Raw genomic sequence first — 17,550 nt, 5'->3', positions numbered from 1 at the left:
CGTGGCGGCGACGGCGTCCGCATCGGCGGGCGTCGGTTCGGCCGGCGCGGCGCCTTCGGGCGGCGCGGGCTGCGGTTCCGGCGGCGGCTGCGGCGCGGCGGCCACCGGGCGTTCGATGACATTCGACGGGGCGACGCTCGGCGCCTGGATCGGCGGCTGCGCGGGAGCGGCGACGGTGCGCGGCGTGTCGAGCAACGCCGAGTACTCGCGCACGAGGCGGCCCGAGCCCCAGTCGACTTCGACCAGGAAGGTCACCAGCGGCTGGCTGACCGGCGCGCTGCTGGTGACGCGGATGACGGGACGCCCGCGGTCGTCGAGGGCCACGGTGAATTGCAGGTCCGCGGCGGCGCCGCTCGGCGGCTCCAGCCCGATCCGGCGGAAGGTCTCCGGCGAGGCCAGGCGCGCCTGCAACTGCTCGAGCTCGCCCGGATCGGTGGACACGATCGGGATCTCGGCCAGCAGCGGCTGGTCGACACGCGATTTCACCTGGATCTGGCCAAGCCCCAGCGCGGCCACCGGCCCGGCCGCAACGGCCAGGGCGATCGCCAGCGCGATGCGTCGAAGTGTCATGCCCTTCTCCCCTCAGGCTCGCGAAGACTGTAACAGCTGTAACGCAATTAGCGTTCGTCAGCGACCAGTTCCGCGATCTGCACCGCGTTCAGCGCCGCGCCCTTGCGGATGTTGTCCGACACGATCCACAGATTGACGGCGCGCGGGTGGGACTCGTCGTCGCGGATGCGGCCGACGAACACCGGGTCCCGGCCCGAGGCGTGGGTCACCGGCGTCGGGTAGCCGCCCGGCTCCCGGTCGTCGACGACCTCCACGCCCGGCGCGGCGCGCAGCATCGTGCGCACCTCGTCGGCCGTGATCTTCTCGCGCGTCTCGACGTTGACCGCCTCCGAATGCCCGAAGAACACCGGCACGCGCACGGCGGTCGGGTTCACGCGGATGCTGTCGTCGCCGAGGATCTTGCGCGTTTCCCACACCAGCTTCATCTCTTCCTTCGTGTAGCCGTTGGGCTGGAAGTCGTCGATGTGCGGGATCAGGTTGAAGGCGATCTGCACCGGGAAGCGCTTGGGCTCGGGATCCTGGAAGTTGAGGATGCCCGCGGTCTGGCGGCCCAGCTCCTCCAGCGCCGAACGCCCACCGCCGGAGACGGACTGATAGGTCGCGACGTTGATGCGCTCGATGCCCGCCTTGCGATGGATCGGCGCGAGCGCGACGAGCATCTGCATCGTCGAGCAATTCGGGTTCGCGATGATCCCGCGCGGGCGGTTGGCGACCTGGTCGGGGTTCACTTCGGACACGACCAGCGGGACGTCGTCTTCGTAACGGAACGCCGAGGAGTTATCGATCACGACCGCGCCGGCGGCGGCGAACTTCGGGGCATGTTCCTTCGACGTCGCAGCGCCCGCCGAGAACAAGGCGATGTCCACGCCGGCCGGATCGAACGTCGCCAGGTCCTGCACCACGACGTCGCGATGCCCGTATTTGACTTTCGTGCCCGCCGATTTCGCGCTGGCCAGCGCGACGAGCTCGCCGACGGGGAAATTCCGTTCGGCCAGGATCGAGAGCATGGTTTCGCCGACGGCGCCGGTGGCGCCGACGACCGCGACCTTGAAAGTCTTGTTCGTCATGTGTGCGTGGTTCTTCGGTCAGGAGTGTGTTGCGGAACGTCGGGTGGAACGTCGGGCTCAGCGTTTTGCCTTGCCCGGTTTGATGCGCGGCGAGACGTCGCCGACGTCGCCGCATTGCGCGCGGTGGCGCAGCGCCTGGTCCATCAGGACGAGCGCGACCATCGCCTCGCAGATGGGCGTGGCGCGGACGCCGACGCAGGGGTCGTGGCGCCCTTTCACCACGACTTCGACCGGTTGGCCGTCCATGTCGAGGCTGCGCGCCGGCAGGCGCAGGCTCGAGGTCGGCTTGAACGCCGCCGACACGATGACCTGCTGCCCGGTGGAAATGCCGCCGAGGATCCCGCCGGCGTGGTTGGACTGGAAGCCTTCCGGCGCGATCTCGTCGCGGTGTTCGCTGCCGCGCTGCGCGACGACCGCGAAGCCATCGCCGACCTCCACGCCCTTCACCGCGTTGATGGACATCAGCGCACCGGCGAGTTCGCCGTCGAGCTTCCCGTAGATCGGTTCGCCCCAACCCGGCGGCACGCCGTCGGCGACGACGGTGATGCGCGCGCCGACCGAATCGCCGGACTTGCGCAACGCATCCATGTAGGTCTCGAGCTCGGCGACCTGCGCGGCATCCGGCCAGAAGAACGGATTGCCTTCGACGGCGTTCCAGTCGAACGAACGGGGCACGACTTCGCCGATCTGCGCCAGGTGGCCGCGCACGCGCACGCCGAACTTGTCGTTCAACCAGCGCTTCGCGATGACCGCGGCGGCCACGCGCATCGTGGTTTCGCGCGCCGAGGAACGCCCACCGCCGCGCGGATCGCGGTGGCCGTACTTCTGCCAGTACGTGTAATCGGCATGGCCGGGGCGAAAGGTCTGCGCGATGTCTTCGTAATCCTTCGACTTCGCATCGGTGTTGCGGATGACCAGCGCGATCGGCGTGCCGGTCGTGCGGCCTTCGTACACACCGCTGAGGATTTCGACGACGTCGGCTTCGTGCCGCTGCGAGGTGTGGCGCGTGCGGCCCGTCGCGCGGCGGCCGAGGTCTTCGGCGAAATCTTCGGGGGCGATGGTGACGCCCGGCGGGCAGCCGTCGATCACGCAGCCGATCGCGGGGCCGTGCGACTCCCCGAAGGTGGTGACGCGGAAGAGTTCGCCGAAGGTGTTCACGGGGTGTCAGCGTGCCGGGCGGCGGCGATCGGCGAGTTCGCGGATGCGCGCGTTGTGCTGCACCAGGTCCGCGCATTCGGCGACGAAGATACCCATCTGCCCGACCTTGAATTCCACCCACGCGAGCGGGAGTTCGGGCAGCAGGTGGACCAGCGCCTTTTCCGACTCGCCGACTTCGCAGACCAGCAGGCCGTCCGCACTCAGGTGCAGCGGCGCGTCGCGCAGGATCTGCAACGCGAGGTCGAGGCCGTCGTCGCCGGCGCGCAGGCCGAGGTCGGGCTCGTAGGCGTATTCCTTCGGCAATGCGTCGGTTTCGTCGTTGGTGACGTACGGCGGATTGGTGACGATCAGATCGTAGTGCTCGCCCTGCAGGCCGGAGAACAGGTCGGACTTCAGGAGCCGCACGTTGTCCGCGTGCAGGCGCGTCTTGTTTTCGTTGGCGAGCGCGAGGGCATCGTCGGAGATGTCCACGCCATCGACGTGCCACTCCGGGTTGTAGTGGCCCATCGCGATGGCGATGCAGCCCGAACCGGTGCACAGATCGAGCGCGCGCATGACTTCACGGTCGCCGAGCCAGGGCTGGAAGCCGTTCTCGATCATCTCGGCGATGGGCGAACGCGGCACGAGTGCACGGCGATCGGTCTTGAAACTCAGGCCCGCGAACCACGCCTCGCCAGTGAGATACGCCGCGGGCATGCGTTCCTCGATGCGGCGGAGGAACAGCGACAGGACTTCTTCCTTCTCGGCTTCCGTGATGCGCGCGTTGCCGTACACCGGGCTGAGGTCGTGCGGCAGGTGCAGCGCATGCAGCGTCAGCTGGGTGGCCTCGTCCAGCGCGTTGTCGTAGCTGTGCCCGAAAGTCAGGCCGGCCGCGTTGAAACGGCTCGCGCCGTAGCGGATCAGGTCGATGATCGTGGCCAGCTCGTCGGTCATGGGCAAGTCTGCGCGGCGACAAGGCCGTGGTCGTGGAGGCCGTGCATGATAGCGCGCCCGGTATCATCCCCAGCTTCGCGCCGCGTGCGGCGCCCCCGACGGAACGCCCCGCATGTTCAACCGCACCACCGCCTGGATCCTCGTGGTCGCGCTGGCCGCCGCCATCGGCCTGTGGGCCGGGCATCGCTGGTACTCCCGCCCCGCGCCGTCGGCCCTGCCGCAGACGCAGGCCGTGCGCCTGTTCCCCGAACCGCGCGTGCTGCCCGCCTTCTCGCTGCAGCAGTCCGACGGCACGCGCCTGGTCCCCGGCGAATTGCAGGGGCACTGGACCATCGTCTTCATCGGCTTCACGCATTGCCCGGACGTGTGCCCCACCACGCTGGCCGAGCTGGGCGTGGCGCAGAAGCAGTGGGAAGGCATGCCGGATTCGGTGCGGCCGCGCGTGTTGTTCGTGTCGGTCGACCCCGAGCGCGACAGCGCGATCCGCACCGGCGAATACGCGCACGCCTTCCATCGCGACACGCTGGCCGCCACCGGCGACCTGCCCTCGCTGGAAGCCTTCGCGCGCAGCATGTCGCTGGTCTTCATGAAAGTGCCGCCGGAAGCGGGCCAGCCGGCCGACCGGTACAGCGTCGACCACAACGCCACGCTCGCGGTGCTCGACCCGAAGGGCCGCATGGCCGGGATCATCTCGCCGCCACTGGTGCCGCAGGCGATCGCCGCCGATTTCAAGTTGCTCACGCCGACGGTGGCACGCTGATCCCATGCAACTCATCACCGCCCTCACCTACGTCCTGCCGCATCGCTTCCTGTCGTCGCTGGCGCGCAAGCTTGCGTATTCGAGCAATCCGCGCACGAAGCAGTGGTTGATCGATACCGTCGTGCGAAAGTTCGACGTCAATCTGTCCGAAGCGCTGGAGCCCGACGCCACGCGCTACGCGACGTTCAACGCGTTCTTCACCCGCGCGCTGCGTCCCGGTGCACGCGTGCCCGACACCGATCCGCGCGCCCTGGCGATGCCGGCCGACGGCACGATCAGCGAATGCGGGCGCATCGGGTTCGCGGGCGAAGCCGAGCACGAGGATCCGGGGCACATCTTCCAGGCGAAGGGGCACGGGTTCAGCACGGCGCAGTTGCTGGGCGATGCGGAAAAGGCGAAGGCCTTTACGGGCGGCACGTTCGCTACGGTGTACTTGTCGCCGCGCGACTATCACCGCGTGCACATGCCATGGACCGGCACGCTGGTGGAGACGGTGCACATTCCCGGGCGGTTGTTCAGCGTGGGCGTGGATGCGGTGGGCAGCGTGTCGCGGCTGTTCGCGCGCAACGAGCGCGTGGTGTGCCATTTCGACACCGACTTCGGGCCGATGGCGTGCGTGATGGTCGGCGCGTTGTTGGTGTCGGGTGTGGAAACCGTGTGGGGCGGCGTCGAGATCCCGCCCTACGGCGGCCCGGTCACGCGCAAGGATTACCGCGGCAAAGGCATCGTGCTGGAACGCTTCGCCGAGATGGCGCGCTTCAACTACGGCTCCACCGTGATCGTGCTGCTGCCGGAGGGCGTTGCGGAACTGGCGCCGAACCTGCACTCGCAGCAACCCGTGCGGCTGGGCGAAAAGCTGGCGACGCTGGTTTAGTCCGTTTTCCGCGCCGGGCAACGCAATCGGCCTGGATCGCTGCTTTCCCACGGATAACGTCTACGCCAACGACGGCGCCGCGTCCTTCCGCGCCGCGCGCGCGAGGATCCAGCGCTTCGAGGGGAGTTCGATGAAACGCCAGGCGAAGTACGACGCGGCGTAGACCGCCAGGACGAACATCGCGACCCACAACCACGGCGCAATGCCTTCCGGCCGACCGAATTTCAGGAACGCCGACAGCACCACCCAATGCAGCATGTAGGTGGAGAAGCTGATGTCGCCCAACAGGACGAGCGTCCTTGCGCGCAACACGCGGCTGATCGCACCGCTTTCGTGCGCAAAGATGAAGATTGCCGCGGCGAACACGAACAGCCCGCCCGACTGGCTCAACCACAGACCGACATGCGAAAAACCCAGGTCCGCCAAGGCCACGCGTAAGGGCTCGCTGGCGAACGCGAACGCGAGGACGCCGGCGATCGCGCACAGCTCCATCGTCGTGTTCGGGCGAATCCGGCGGGACAGGAACAACTTCGCGGTCGCGACGCCCAGGCAGAACTCCAGCAAGCGCAACACGGGGAACTGCAGCGCGGCGTGCACCGACCAGAACTCGCCCGCGGCCGGCGTCGGATACGGCGGCACCGCGGGCGCCAGGAATGCGTCCATCGCGAACAGGATCGCGGCCGTCGCGATGGCGCCGGCGATGAAGATCGGGGCCAGCCACCTGCCGCGCAGCAGCGGAAACAGCAGGTAGAAGAACACCTCGACCGAAATGCTCCACGCCACGCCGTTCATGGCGAATACGACGCCCCACAACGGCACCCACGCTTGCAGCAGGAGGACGTCGAGGGTTTCGGCCCATCCCCAATGGAAAGGCGTCGCGTTTCCCACTTGGGAAACCACGAGCCACGCGAGGGCCGAAAACAGATGCAACGGCCACAGGCGCGCGAAACGTGTCGCGTAGAAACGCCGCATGTCGAGCGCACCGCGCGCATGCGCATACGTCAGCACGAAGCCGGACAGCACGAAGAAGAACGAAACCCCCGTGGCCCAGACCGGGCGCGGCGTCACCGCGACCAGCGTGCCCTGCAGGTGGAACACGACGATGGCCGCGGCCGCGAAGGCCCGCAGGGATGTCAGCGTGCGCAGTTGGTCGCTGGCTGGCATCCGTGGTGGGGTCTCAGTTCGCCGTGCAGCCTTCCAGCTTCAGCGTCTGCCCCGGCCGGATCGCATAGCGCGGCCCCTTGATGCTGTTGGCTTGCGCCAACTCACGCATGTCGCAGGAGAACTTGCGCGAGATCGCCGTCAGCGTTTCCCCGCCACGCACCTTGTACTTGGCCGCCTTCGCGGGTTTGGGCGTGTCGGCCGACGCGACGGGCATCGGACGCGAGGCGGTGTCGTCCACGCTCGCGACGGCCGACGCGCTGCGCACGACGGCGGAGGCCGCATCGCTCATGACCAGCTGGTGCGCGAGATCCGCGCGCTGGCCCTGCGCGCAGTGACGGCCGTACAGCCCGACGATCTTCGTCGTCGCATTGAGCGTCGAACCGGCCGGCAGCCAGCTGTCGGCCTCGTAACGCGGGTTGAGGTTGCGCAGCGCGCGCATGTAGCCGTCGCGCGTCCCGCCGTTTCCCAGGCAGATCGTGAGTTCGTAGATCGACGCCGGGCGCACCAGCTTGAGCGGGGCGGGCTTGGCATCGACCTTCGGGAACGTCAGGCCATATTGCTTGGGATGCAGGAACAGCCACGCGGCGGCGATCACCATCGGCACGTAGTCGCGGGTTTCCTGCGGGAACTGGTTGTAGACCGACGCGTCCCAGAAGCCCTGCCCGTTCGCGCCGTTGTAGACGCGCAGCGCGCGGCCTTCGCCGCCGTTGTAGGCGGCCAGCGCGAGCTCGATGCTGCGATTCAGCTGGCCCATGCGCTCGTTGAGGTACGCGGCGCTGGCCTCGGCCGAGGCGCGCGCGTCGAAGCGCGTGTCGAACCCGGAGCCGTCCGGCCCGAGGCCGAAGCGCTTGCCGGTGGCGTACATGAACTGCATCGGCCCCGCCGCGCCCGCGCGCGAGCTGACATGGACCTTGCCGTTGGATTCCTTGGCCATGATGCCGAACAGCAGCGCCTCGGGCAGGCCCGCGCGCTCGAACTGCGGCCACATCAGGTGGCGCATGTACTGGTAGTTCTCGTAGCTGCCGACCAGCGCCGGGCGCATGTCGGTGAGCCACTTGCGAATGCCGGCCTGCACGGCGGGGTTGTACTGCACCATCTGGTCGAAGCGATGGTCCTCCGACAACAGTTGCGCGGCGCGCGCGGCTTCCGGCACGTCGGCGGCGATGGCCGCGATGGCGTGGTCGTCGCCCTCGTCGTCGGCGGGAACGTCCTCGTCGGCCGACTGGGCTTCCGCATCGGCCTGCGTCTTCAGCAGCCGCTTGTACGAGGCGAGCATCGTCGGCACCGAGCAGCCCTTCTGCTGCATGCAGGCGGCGATGACGTCCTCCATGTCCTCCAGCGCCGCGTCGCTTTCCGCCGTCCCGGTGGGATCGGCATTGCCGATCTTCACCAGCGCGCCGCGATATCGCTGCTCGGCGGCGGACATGCGCGTGTTGAGCGCATCCACGGCCGCCTGGTCCCGCTTGGAAGCGGCGTGCGCGGGCGACACGATGGCGGCCAGTGCCACGGTGGTGGCGAAGCAGAGTGCGGCAACCCGCGGGAACGCAAAGTGGGACATGAGTGTTCAAGGCAGACGAAGGCGCGTCGAAGGTATCGGCGCGCGTGCTGCACTGCAACCCGCGTCCGACGTGAAACTGCGGACCCCATCGTGGAATTCCCGCACGTGGCCGACGCACGGCTAGAATCGACCGACACCTGAACAGGCGGCGCCATGGACCCCATCCTCGTCGGCAAGTCGGTCACCACCGCGGAAGGCGGCCCCGTGGTGCTGGAGCCGAAGTACGGCAACCGGCACGGGCTGGTCGCGGGCGCCACCGGCACGGGCAAGACGGTGACGCTGATGACGCTGGCCGAGGGTTTCTCGCGCATCGGCGTGCCGGTATTCCTCGCCGACGTCAAGGGCGACGTCGCAGGCCTTGCGGTCGCGGGCACGCCCGACCAGAAGGTGCTCGACCGCGCCGCGAAGATCGGCGTCGCCGGCTACGCACCGGCCGCAAACCCCGTCGTGTTCTGGGACCTGTACGGGAAGCTGGGGCATCCGGTGCGCACGACGGTCAGCGAGATGGGCCCCACCCTGCTCGCGCGCATCCTGGAATTGAACGACACGCAGTCGGGCGTGCTCGACATCGTCTTCAAGCTCGCCGACGACCGCGGCCTGCTGCTGCTCGACCTCGAAGACCTGCGCGCGCTGCTCGGCGTCGTCGCCGACGAACGCAAGGACATCTCGACGTCCTACGGCCTGGTCAGCGCACCCTCGATCGGCGCGATCCAGCGCGCGCTGCTGCGCCTGGAACAGGACGGCGCGGAAGAATTCTTCGGCGAACCCGCGCTCGAACTGTCCGACCTGATGCGCACGATGCCCGACGGCCGCGGCGTCATCGGCATCCTTGCCGCAGCGCAACTCGTGCTGAAGCCCCGGCTGTATTCGAGCTTCCTGTTGTGGCTGTTGTCGGAATTGTTCGAAACGCTGCCGGAAGTGGGCGATCTCGACAAACCCAAGCTCGTCTTCGTGTTCGACGAAGCGCACCTGTTGTTCGACGATGCGCCGCCGGCGCTGCAGCAGCGCGTCGAACAAGTGGTCCGCCTGATCCGCTCGAAGGGCGTCGGCGTGTATTTCTGCTCGCAGTTTCCCGATGACGTACCGGACGAGATCCTCGGCCAGCTCGGCAACCGCGTGCAGCATGCGCTGCGCGCGTTCACGCCGCGCGACCAGAAGGCCGTGCGCACCGCGGCGGAAACCTTCGTCGCCAATCCGAACCTCGACGTCGGCAAGACAATCTCCGCCCTCGGCGTCGGCGAAGCGCTCGTCTCCACGTTGCACGACGTCGACGGCGCGCGCGCCGTGCCGATGCCCGTCGAACGCACGCTCATCGCACCGCCGCGCTGTCGCATGGGCGCGATCACCGACGCCGAGCGCGCACAGGTCCGCGCGACCAGCCCCGTCGGCACGAAATACGACACGCGCATCGACCGCGAATCCGCCGCGGAAAAACTCGCCGCGCACGCACAGGCCGCCGCCGAACGCGTGGACGCGCCGAAGGCGAAATCGCGCGAAGACGACGACCGCGACGAGCCGGGCGTCGGTTCGGCCGTGAAGGACGCCGTGTTCGGCACCAAGCGGCGCCAGGGCATGGTCGAAACCATGGCCAAGCAGACCGCGCGCACCGTCGGCAGCCAGATCGGTCGGCAGATCCTGCGCGGGTTGCTCGGCGGCATCTTCGGCGGCTCGCGCCGCTGATCTTCAGCAGTCCATAACGACAACGCACGACTCATTCCAGGGGTTCACCGCATGCGCACGTCCGCCAAGATCCTGTTGCCCGCCATCGCCCTGCTCGCGCTGTCCGCGTGCAAGCGCGAAGACAATGCCGCCGTCGCACCCGCCGCCACAGCCGCGGCGCCCGCGACGATGCAGGCGCCCGTCACCGCCACCGTCGCCACCGCCCCCGGTGTGTCCGAATCGCCGGCGCCCGGCGAGCACACGACGTTCGATGCCAAGGCGTTCGCCGGCGCGTTCTCCGACGCCAACATGGACGTGACGTTCGCCGCCGACGGCACGTACACGCTCGATTCGCAGGCCGCCGCCGGCAGCGCAGGGACATGGACGCTGGAACCCGACGCGCGCCACATCCGCCTGGATCCGAATGCGAAGGCCGAGGACGACCGCGTGTACGAACTGGTCGACAACGACCAGCTGAAGGCCGCCAACGGCACGCAGGTCCTGCGCCGCAAAGGCAGCGCCCGATGAGTGCGGCATCCCGCGCGGTGTCGTCGCCCGAACCGTTCTGGCACCGCATCCCGTCGATCATCCTGTACCCGCTGCGCGGCGCCGCACTCATCACGCTGGTGATGCTCGCGGTGCTCGCGCTGTTCCGCATCATCCCGGTGGTCGGCTGGATCCTCGGCGGCCTGATGTGGCTGGGCGCGTACAAGTACGCGTTCGAGATCCTGCGCCGCTCGGCGGACGGCGACATGGAGGCGCCGGAAATCGTCATGTCGGTCGACAACGGCGTGGTCTGGCGCTTCCTCGCGATGCAGTTCGTGATGATCCTGTTCGTCGTCGGCCTGGCGCTCACGGGCAGCATGGCGCTGGTCGTCGCGGGGCTGGTGCTCGTGGTGTTCCTGCAGCCGGCGGTGACGATGACGCTGGCGATGACGGGGAGCTTGTCGGATGCGCTGAATCCGTCGATGGCCTTCGCGGTCGTCGGGCGCGTCGGCTGGCCTTACCTCGCGGTGGTCGGTCTGCTGTTCGTCATCCAGGCCAGCGCACTGACAGCGGGTGCGTGGCTCGGGAACTTCATGCCGCCGTTCGCCGCGGGGTGGGTGTCCACGGTGCTCGCGTTCTGGGGCTTGTTCTCCGCGTTCCACCTGATGGGCTACCTCGTCTACCAGGCGCACGAAGAGCTCGGTTACGACCCGGCGACGATGCAGGCCGACGCCGCGCGCCCCACGCTCACCACCGCCAACGACATCGCCATCGCGCAGGCCGAACCGCTGATCCGCGAAGGCCGCATGCAGGACGCCATCGCCCTGTTGCGCACCGAAGTGCGCACGCGCGCGGTCTCGGTCGAAGTGCACGATCTGTATCGCCGCCTGTTGCAGAAGGCCGGCGACCCGCAGACCGTGCAGGAACACGCGCGCCAATACCTGCACCAGCTGATGATGGAGAAGCAGGACCGCAAGGCGCTCGGGTTGTTGCGCGAATGCCTCGATGCCGATCCGTCGTTCGTCCCCCTGCTGCCCGAACACGGCGCACGTCTTGCGGAGCAGGCGCGCCTCGGCGGGCAGGCACAGCTGGCGGTCGACATCCTGCACGCGCTGTTCAATGCAAACCCGAGCGAACCGGCGTCCGCGCATTGGGGCCTCACGGCGGCGATGCTGCTGCTGGAACGCTTCAACCGCAACGCCGAAGCGAAGGTGCTGCTGGAACGCGCGCGTTCGCGCACGACGGACGCTGACCTGCTGAAGAAGATCGACAGCGCGTTGTCGCTGACTTAAGCGTTCTCCAGCAGGAAACGCGCCTTCGCCGCCTGCGGTTGTTGCGGGTGGCGTTGCGCGAGGTGGCGCAGGCAGCGCACGTGCGCGGCCTGCGCCCCGGCATCGCGGTGGCGCAGCGCGAGGTCGAACCACAGTTGCGACTGCGTTTCGTCGGGGACGTCGGCTTCCAGCGATTGCAACACGCGTTCGACCTCGTCCAGCGCGCCATGCACGATGGCGCGCCTGGCGAAAGCGAGTCGGGTTTCCACCGGAATCGCGACGGTGCGGCCCGCCAGCTCCGCCAGCAATTCGCCCTGGGCGCGGACGTCGGGCGCGTTGCCTGCTTCGACGTCCAATACGTGCAGCGCGCGTGCATCCGCCTGCTCCGTGCGCCCCGCGTTGCGCGCGACGCGATAGCGAGCGAGCTGGACGTCCGTTCGCGACGGCGATTCTTTCGCCAGTTCGTCGAGCAACCTATCCGCCTCGGGTAGCTGCATCCGCCCGATGTGGCGCTGCGCGCGTTCCCAGCGATCGTCCTGCACGGCCGCATCGGGCGCGGCGTCGCGGATGAAGCCCACGCGCACCTGTCCGGTCTTCGCGAGCACCGCGCCCATGAGTGCGCCGCAGACCAGGCCGCCGGCGTGCGCTTCGAAGGCGACGTTCGAATCGTCACGCACGAGCAGGTTGAACAGTTCCCACCCGAGCCATGCGGGGAACAACCACAACGCAGGTGCGCGCACGTAGTCGAACCACACGCCGATCCAGTAGAAGAACCGCACCGGCTGCGTGCCCCACACCAGGCAGAAGCACCCCATCAGCGCCGCGATCGCGCCAGACGCACCGAGCCCGCCGGCGGCATCGCCCCAATGGAAGGCGAGCGACGCGAGGTTCGCGCCGACCGCGCCGAGCAGGTGGACACCAAGGAAACGCCAGGGACCGAGCGCCCCTTCGACCAGCAACCCGATGATCATCAGGAACACCATGTTCCCGAACAGATGGCCGAGGTCGGCATGCAGGAAGGCCGAAGCGACCAGCCGGACCGGATCGAACTCGGACGATCGCAGCAGATAGCGCAGCGTCGTGATCGATTGCAGGCGCGTGTCGTACGGCGCGCGCAGGCGGCGCCACTCATCGAAGGCCGCCGTGTCGTCGAAGAAGCGGCCGGTCTGCATCGCGGGGACGAACTCGCGGTCGACCAGCGTGTTCTGCCCGACGAATGCGTGGCGCGGCAGTTCGCCGTCGAGCGCGCGGAATTCCTGCAGTTCCTCCCCTCGCCCGCCGCGCTCGACGAGCCAACGCTCGTAAGCGGGCGCTTCGAGATCGGCCAGGCGCGACGACGCGTACAGCGCCAATGCCTCCTGCATGCGCGCGTTGTCGCCCGCCTGCAGGCCGAGGAACACGAAGACATTGACCAGGACGAGCAGCGCGGTGACGACCGGGAACGTGGCGCGCGTGAGCGGGCGATGCAGCGGCAGCAGGAGCATGCGGGACTCATCGCCCTTGATCGTTGGGCGCGAGCTTGGCATAAGCGTTGGACGTTTTGGAACGAAAAGACCGATGGGACGCTGGCGCCCCCCTGCCGAGAAAGCCACCGCGCTGATCACCCGCGAAGGCCACGCGCGCCTGAAGGCGGAACTCGACGATCTGTGGCGCATGCGCCGGCCCGAAGTCGTCAAGGCGCTCGCCGCCGCCGCGGCCGAAGGCGACCGCTCGGAGAACGCCGAGTACACGTATCGCAAGAAGCAACTCGGCGAGATCGACCGCCGCGTGCGGTACCTGTCGAAACGACTGGAAGCCTTGCGCGTGGTGGACACCGCGCCGTCGGACCCCGAGGCGGTGTTCTTCGGCGCGCAGGTGGAAATCGAACACGCGACGACCGGGCAGACGCAGCGCTACCGCATCGTCGGCCCCGACGAAACCGATGCGAAACTCGGCTGGATCAGCGTCGACTCCCCGCTCGCGCGCGCGATGCTGAAGAAACGCGTCGACGACGAATTCGAAGCCATGCTGCCGGGCGGCGCGGAGCGGTACTTCATCGTCGAAGTGAAGTACCGCTGAGGTTCTCGCTTCAGTAAGCGACTTCGCCGTACAGGTCGTGTTCGTCGGAGCCGAGGATCTCGACGTCCACGAACTCACCCGGCTTCAGCCCCGCCTCGCGGCCATCCTGGATCTGCACGAGGCCGTCGATTTCCGGCGCATCGAACCGCGAGCGCGCGATGGCGAGTTCGCCGTCGATCGCATCGACGATGCAACGCTGGGTGGTGCCCACTTTCGCTTCCAGGCGCGATGCGGAAATCGCGGCTTGGCGTTCCATGAAGCGCGCGAGGCGTTCCTGCTTCACGGCTTCCGGCACCGGATCGGGCAACGCGTTCGCGGTTGCGCCATCGACGGGCGAATAGGCGAATGCGCCGACGCGGTCGAGCTGCGCTTCATCGAGGAAGTCGAGCAGCGTTTCGAACTCTTCCTCGGTCTCGCCGGGGAAGCCCACGATGAACGTCGAACGGATCGCGAGATCGGGGCAGATCGCACGCCAGTCGTGCACGCGCTCCAGCGTTTTTTCCACCGCGCCCGGGCGCTTCATCAACTTCAGGATGCGCGGCGAGGCGTGCTGGAACGGGATGTCGAGGTACGGCAACAACTTGCCGTCGGCCATCAGCGGAATGATGTCGTCGACGTGCGGATACGGGTAGACGTAGTGCAGGCGCGTCCAGATGCCGAGTTCGGACAAGCCTTCGCATAGCGCCTTCATGCGCGTCTGATAGGTCTTGTTGCGCCATGTGCGCTCGGCGTACTTCACGTCCACGCCGTAGGCGGAGGTGTCCTGCGAGATGACGAGCAACTCGCGCACGCCGCCCATCGCGAGCTTCTCGGCTTCGCGCAGGACGTCGTCGACGGGGCGCGAGACGAGGTCGCCGCGCATCGACGGGATGATGCAGAAACTGCAACGGTGATTGCAGCCTTCGGAAATCTTGAGGTACGCGTAGTGCTTCGGCGTCAGCTTCAGGCCGAAGTCGGGCAGCAGGTCGGTGAACGGGTCGTGCGAGGGCGGCAGCGCGAGGTGCACCGCTTCCATCACGGACTTGTAGTCCTGCGGGCCGCTGATCGAGAGCACGCCCGGGTGCGCTGCGCGGATCTGTTCCGGCTTCTTGCCCAGGCAACCGGTCACGATGACCTTGCCGTTTTCGGCGATCGCCTCGCCGATGGCGTCGAGCGATTCGGTCACGGCCGAGTCGATGAAGCCGCACGTGTTCACCACGACGATGTCGGCGTCGTCGTAGCTCTGGACGATGTCGTAGCCCTCGACCTTCAGCTGCGTGAGGATGCGTTCGGAGTCGACGAGAGCCTTCGGGCACCCGAGGCTGACGAACCCGACCTTGCCTCCCTGGCTGGCGGATTTGGGCTTGAGGACAGTGGACATCGGGGGGCGGACCAGGGGGACTGCGGGAGGGCGCGGATTATAGAGGCCGGGGGACGGGCGGGAGTACGATCCCCCCAAGCCACACCGCCAGGAGGCCGCCCGCATGCACGGATGGATCGACATCGAGACCCCGCACGGGCCGGTGCGGGGCTGGCGCGCGGACCCGGTGGGCCCTTCGAAGGGCGCGGTCCTCGTCATTCAGGAAATCTTCGGCGTGAACGCCCATATCCGCAGCGTGGCCGAGCGGCTGTGCGCGGCGGGGTTCGTGGCGATCGCGCCGTCGTTGTTCGATCCGGTGGAGCACGGCGTCGAGCTGGACTACGACGATGCCGGCATCCAGCGCGCACGGGCATTGGTGGCGGCGCTGGGCACGGAGCGCGCCATCGACATCCTCAACTCCACCGCCGAAACGCTGCAGATGGAGGGCCTGCGCGTCGGCGCGGTCGGGTTCTGCTGGGGCGGCACCCTCGCCTTCCTGTGCGCGACGCGGCTGTCGCTGCCCGCGGTCGGCTACTACGGTGCGCGCAGCGTGCCGTTCCTGGACGAACGCGCCGGCGCGGCGCTGATGTTCCATTTCGGTGCCGACGACAACAGCATCCCGCCGCACGACATCGACCTGCATCGGCAGAAGCAGCCGCAGGCGAAACTGTTCGTCTACGAAGGCACGGGGCACGCGTTCAATCGCGACGTGGACCCGAAGGTCTACAACGAGCCGGCCGCGAAACTCGCATGGCAGCGCACGACCGACTTCCTCGAGGCCCAACTGCGATGAGCCACGATCCCTGGCACTTGCACCCGCAACTGGCGGACGACACGCACCCCGTCGCCTCGTGGCCGCTGTGCGAAGTGCGCCTGATGGACGATGCCAACCACCCGTGGCTGATCCTCGTGCCGCGCGTGGCCGAGGCGACGGAGGTCATCGACCTGGCGCCGCAGCAGCAGATGTTGCTGGTGCACGAGATCGACCGCGCCAGCCGCGCACTGCAGGTCTTCCGGCCGCACAAGCTCAACGTGGCCGCGCTCGGCAACCTCGTGCCGCAATTGCACGTGCATGTGATCGCGCGTTTCCAGGAAGACATCGCCTGGCCGCGCCCGGTGTGGGGCATGGCGGCCGCCAAGCCTTACGCACCCGAATTGCTGATCGAGCGGATTCAGCTGTTGCGCGACACAATCGGCGAACGTTCCTGACCGATCTCCGGGGAGTTCCCGATGCGCAAGTTGTTCCTGGCCGCCGCACTGGCCGCCCTCGCCCTGCCCGCGCAGGCGGGTTTGTTCGACAAGAAACCCGACGACGTGGCCAATGAAGCGGTCCGCGCCAACCTGCTCGCGGTGACGATCTGGGTGGACGCCAGCTGGGGCTTCCGCAACCAGGGCGCCGCCAATTCGCTGAGCAAGGCGCACCAGGCCTTCGCCAGACGCGGTTACAAGGTGCAGAGCGTGGAGCCGTATGTCGAGAACGGCGACTTGCAGGGGTTCTTCGTGACCTACCAGAAGCCCTGACGTCATCCCCGCATTCGCGGGGATGACAATGGTGCGTCAGCCCTTCAACACCTGCGTGCCCGCGATGAGGTCGTGGGCGCAGCGGCGGTCGCTGCGGAAGATCAGCAGGACGTCGACGATGGACAGCAGCGGGCCGATCAGCGGCACCGAGCCGACGACCTGCACCGGCAGGTAGCGCTTGAGCACGATCGTGCCGAAGGTCGGCTGCGTGCCGTCGAGCAGCGCGATGCGGATGCCGAGCACCTTCTTGCCCCAGGTCTGCGCGGACTTCGCCAGCGGGTAGCCCTGCACGATCAGGAAGATCAGGAAGCCCGCGATCGCGTAGCCGATGGTGACGGAGATCGCCGGCGTATCACCGTTCTGGATCCGCGTGAAATACCCCGTTGCGAACATCACCGGCAGCACGATGGCCACCATGATGATGCCGTCGATGATCGCCGCGAGCAGGCGCTCACCGCGTCCGGCGAGTTGTTCGTCCGCCGCTTCTGCCACGTGCGCGCCCGGCGCCTGGTACGGATTGTTGTCCATCGACTTCCCCTTTCGATTGGTTGAACGAACGAATCAGGTCCGCGGCAGTGTCACGCCCGTTTGCCCCTGGTACTTGCCGCCGCGGTCCTTGTACGAGGTCTCGCAGACTTCGTCGGACTGGAAGAACAGCATCTGCGCGACGCCCTCGTTGGCGTAGATGCGTGCCGGCAGCGGCGTGGTGTTGCTGAATTCCAGCGTCACGTGGCCTTCCCATTCCGGTTCCAGCGGCGTGACGTTGACGATGATGCCGCAGCGCGCGTACGTGCTCTTGCCCAGGCACACGACGAGCGTGTCGCGCGGGATGCGGAAGTACTCGACGGTGCGCGCCAATGCGAAGGAATTCGGCGGGATGATGCACACGTCGGATTCGATGTCGACGAAGCTGCCCGAATCGAAGTGCTTCGGGTCGACGATCGTGGAATTGATGTTGGTGAAGACCTTGAACTCGCGCGAGCAGCGCACGTCGTAGCCATAGCTGGAGGTGCCGTAGCTGACGATGCGGTGGCCGTCGGCGGCGTGCTTGACCTGCCCGGGTTCGAACGGCTCGATCATCTTCTGCTGTTCGACCATGCGGCGGATCCAGCGGTCGCTCTTGATGCTCATG

General features: G+C 67.8%; 19 protein-coding genes. 9 read left to right on the top strand and 10 right to left on the bottom strand.

The window, feature by feature from the left end:
- The 4 genes from LF41_RS05585 to prmB form a co-directional block, all read right to left on the bottom strand.
- A partial coding sequence (locus LF41_RS05585) for a type IV pilus assembly protein FimV (RefSeq protein ID WP_036167015.1) occupies positions 1 to 570 on the bottom strand: 570 nt, incomplete at its 3' end.
- A gap of 47 nt (positions 571 to 617) precedes the next feature.
- The gene (locus LF41_RS05580; RefSeq protein ID WP_036167012.1) at positions 618 to 1,637 is read right to left on the bottom strand and encodes an aspartate-semialdehyde dehydrogenase; all 1,020 of its coding nucleotides are present in this window, start codon (positions 1,635 to 1,637) and stop codon (positions 618 to 620) included.
- 57 nt (positions 1,638 to 1,694) lie between these two features.
- On the bottom strand, positions 1,695 to 2,795 hold the full coding sequence (gene aroC, locus LF41_RS05575) for a chorismate synthase (protein ID WP_036167009.1): 1,101 nt from the start codon (positions 2,793 to 2,795) through the stop codon (positions 1,695 to 1,697).
- 6 nt (positions 2,796 to 2,801) lie between these two features.
- A complete protein-coding gene (gene prmB / locus LF41_RS05570; protein ID WP_036167007.1) occupies positions 2,802 to 3,728 on the bottom strand; it encodes a 50S ribosomal protein L3 N(5)-glutamine methyltransferase in 927 nt (308 codons plus the stop codon).
- Between the two features lie 112 nt (positions 3,729 to 3,840).
- Here prmB and LF41_RS05565 point away from each other — a divergent pair, with 112 nt between their 5' ends.
- Both LF41_RS05565 and asd read left to right on the top strand, forming a co-directional pair.
- A complete protein-coding gene (locus LF41_RS05565) occupies positions 3,841 to 4,488 on the top strand; it encodes an SCO family protein (RefSeq protein WP_036167005.1) in 648 nt (215 codons plus the stop codon).
- A gap of 4 nt (positions 4,489 to 4,492) precedes the next feature.
- Positions 4,493 to 5,362 carry an archaetidylserine decarboxylase gene (gene asd / locus LF41_RS05560; protein ID WP_036167001.1) on the top strand — a complete coding sequence of 290 codons (870 nt, stop codon included), beginning with the start codon at positions 4,493 to 4,495 and terminating at the stop codon, positions 5,360 to 5,362.
- 60 nt (positions 5,363 to 5,422) lie between these two features.
- Here the strand turns inward: asd and LF41_RS05555 are convergent, their stop codons facing one another.
- Together LF41_RS05555 and LF41_RS05550 are read right to left on the bottom strand one after the other, a co-directional pair.
- Complete coding sequence (locus tag LF41_RS05555; protein ID WP_036166998.1) at positions 5,423 to 6,526, bottom strand: acyltransferase family protein; 1,104 nt, start codon at positions 6,524 to 6,526, stop codon at positions 5,423 to 5,425.
- 13 nt (positions 6,527 to 6,539) lie between these two features.
- Entirely contained in the window at positions 6,540 to 8,084 is a 1,545-nt protein-coding gene (locus LF41_RS05550; RefSeq protein ID WP_052116167.1) for a transglycosylase SLT domain-containing protein, read from the bottom strand.
- Between the two features lie 153 nt (positions 8,085 to 8,237).
- Between LF41_RS05550 and LF41_RS05545 the strand changes: the two genes are divergently transcribed.
- From LF41_RS05545 to LF41_RS05535, 3 genes are read left to right on the top strand one after another with little or no spacing between them, the layout of a single operon-like run.
- Positions 8,238 to 9,764, top strand: coding sequence for a helicase HerA-like domain-containing protein (locus LF41_RS05545; protein WP_036166995.1), 1,527 nt, complete (start codon positions 8,238 to 8,240; stop codon positions 9,762 to 9,764).
- Between the two features lie 51 nt (positions 9,765 to 9,815).
- A complete protein-coding gene (locus LF41_RS05540) occupies positions 9,816 to 10,271 on the top strand; it encodes a hypothetical protein (RefSeq protein WP_036166993.1) in 456 nt (151 codons plus the stop codon).
- On the top strand, positions 10,268 to 11,521 hold the full coding sequence (locus tag LF41_RS05535; protein WP_036166991.1) for a tetratricopeptide repeat protein: 1,254 nt from the start codon (positions 10,268 to 10,270) through the stop codon (positions 11,519 to 11,521). The genes LF41_RS05540 and LF41_RS05535 overlap by 4 nt, the downstream gene beginning before the upstream one ends.
- Here LF41_RS05535 and LF41_RS05530 read toward each other — a convergent pair.
- A complete protein-coding gene (locus LF41_RS05530; RefSeq protein WP_036166988.1) occupies positions 11,518 to 12,984 on the bottom strand; it encodes a rhomboid family intramembrane serine protease in 1,467 nt (488 codons plus the stop codon). The genes LF41_RS05535 and LF41_RS05530 overlap by 4 nt on opposite strands.
- Positions 12,985 to 13,057: 73 nt before the next feature.
- On the opposite strand from LF41_RS05530, the gene greB reads away from it, so the two are divergent.
- Entirely contained in the window at positions 13,058 to 13,558 is a 501-nt protein-coding gene (greB, locus tag LF41_RS05525; RefSeq protein WP_036166984.1) for a transcription elongation factor GreB, read from the top strand.
- Between the two features lie 10 nt (positions 13,559 to 13,568).
- Here the strand turns inward: greB and rimO are convergent, their stop codons facing one another.
- A complete protein-coding gene (gene rimO, locus LF41_RS05520; RefSeq protein WP_052116166.1) occupies positions 13,569 to 14,918 on the bottom strand; it encodes a 30S ribosomal protein S12 methylthiotransferase RimO in 1,350 nt (449 codons plus the stop codon).
- A gap of 103 nt (positions 14,919 to 15,021) precedes the next feature.
- Between rimO and LF41_RS05515 the strand changes: the two genes are divergently transcribed.
- Genes LF41_RS05515 through LF41_RS05505 form a run of 3 tightly spaced genes read left to right on the top strand, consistent with a single transcriptional unit; the run spans position 15,022 to position 16,418 of the window.
- On the top strand, positions 15,022 to 15,690 hold the full coding sequence (locus tag LF41_RS05515) for a dienelactone hydrolase family protein (RefSeq protein WP_036166981.1): 669 nt from the start codon (positions 15,022 to 15,024) through the stop codon (positions 15,688 to 15,690).
- A complete protein-coding gene (locus LF41_RS05510; protein WP_036166979.1) occupies positions 15,687 to 16,106 on the top strand; it encodes an HIT domain-containing protein in 420 nt (139 codons plus the stop codon). The genes LF41_RS05515 and LF41_RS05510 overlap by 4 nt, the downstream gene beginning before the upstream one ends.
- Before the next feature lie 21 nt (positions 16,107 to 16,127).
- Positions 16,128 to 16,418, top strand: coding sequence for a hypothetical protein (locus LF41_RS05505; RefSeq protein ID WP_036166977.1), 291 nt, complete (start codon positions 16,128 to 16,130; stop codon positions 16,416 to 16,418).
- A gap of 36 nt (positions 16,419 to 16,454) precedes the next feature.
- On the opposite strand, the gene LF41_RS05500 is transcribed toward LF41_RS05505, so the two are convergent.
- Both LF41_RS05500 and dcd read right to left on the bottom strand, forming a co-directional pair.
- On the bottom strand, positions 16,455 to 16,946 hold the full coding sequence (locus tag LF41_RS05500; protein WP_036166974.1) for an RDD family protein: 492 nt from the start codon (positions 16,944 to 16,946) through the stop codon (positions 16,455 to 16,457).
- Between the two features lie 33 nt (positions 16,947 to 16,979).
- Positions 16,980 to 17,549 carry a dCTP deaminase gene (dcd, locus tag LF41_RS05495; RefSeq protein WP_036166972.1) on the bottom strand — a complete coding sequence of 190 codons (570 nt, stop codon included), beginning with the start codon at positions 17,547 to 17,549 and terminating at the stop codon, positions 16,980 to 16,982.
- Position 17,550 lies beyond the last annotated feature (1 nt).

It is taken from the genome of Lysobacter dokdonensis DS-58, from assembly GCF_000770795.1.
GTDB lineage: Bacteria > Pseudomonadota > Gammaproteobacteria > Xanthomonadales > Xanthomonadaceae > Noviluteimonas > Noviluteimonas dokdonensis.
This window is presented reverse-complemented; position numbering and strand designations above follow the sequence as displayed.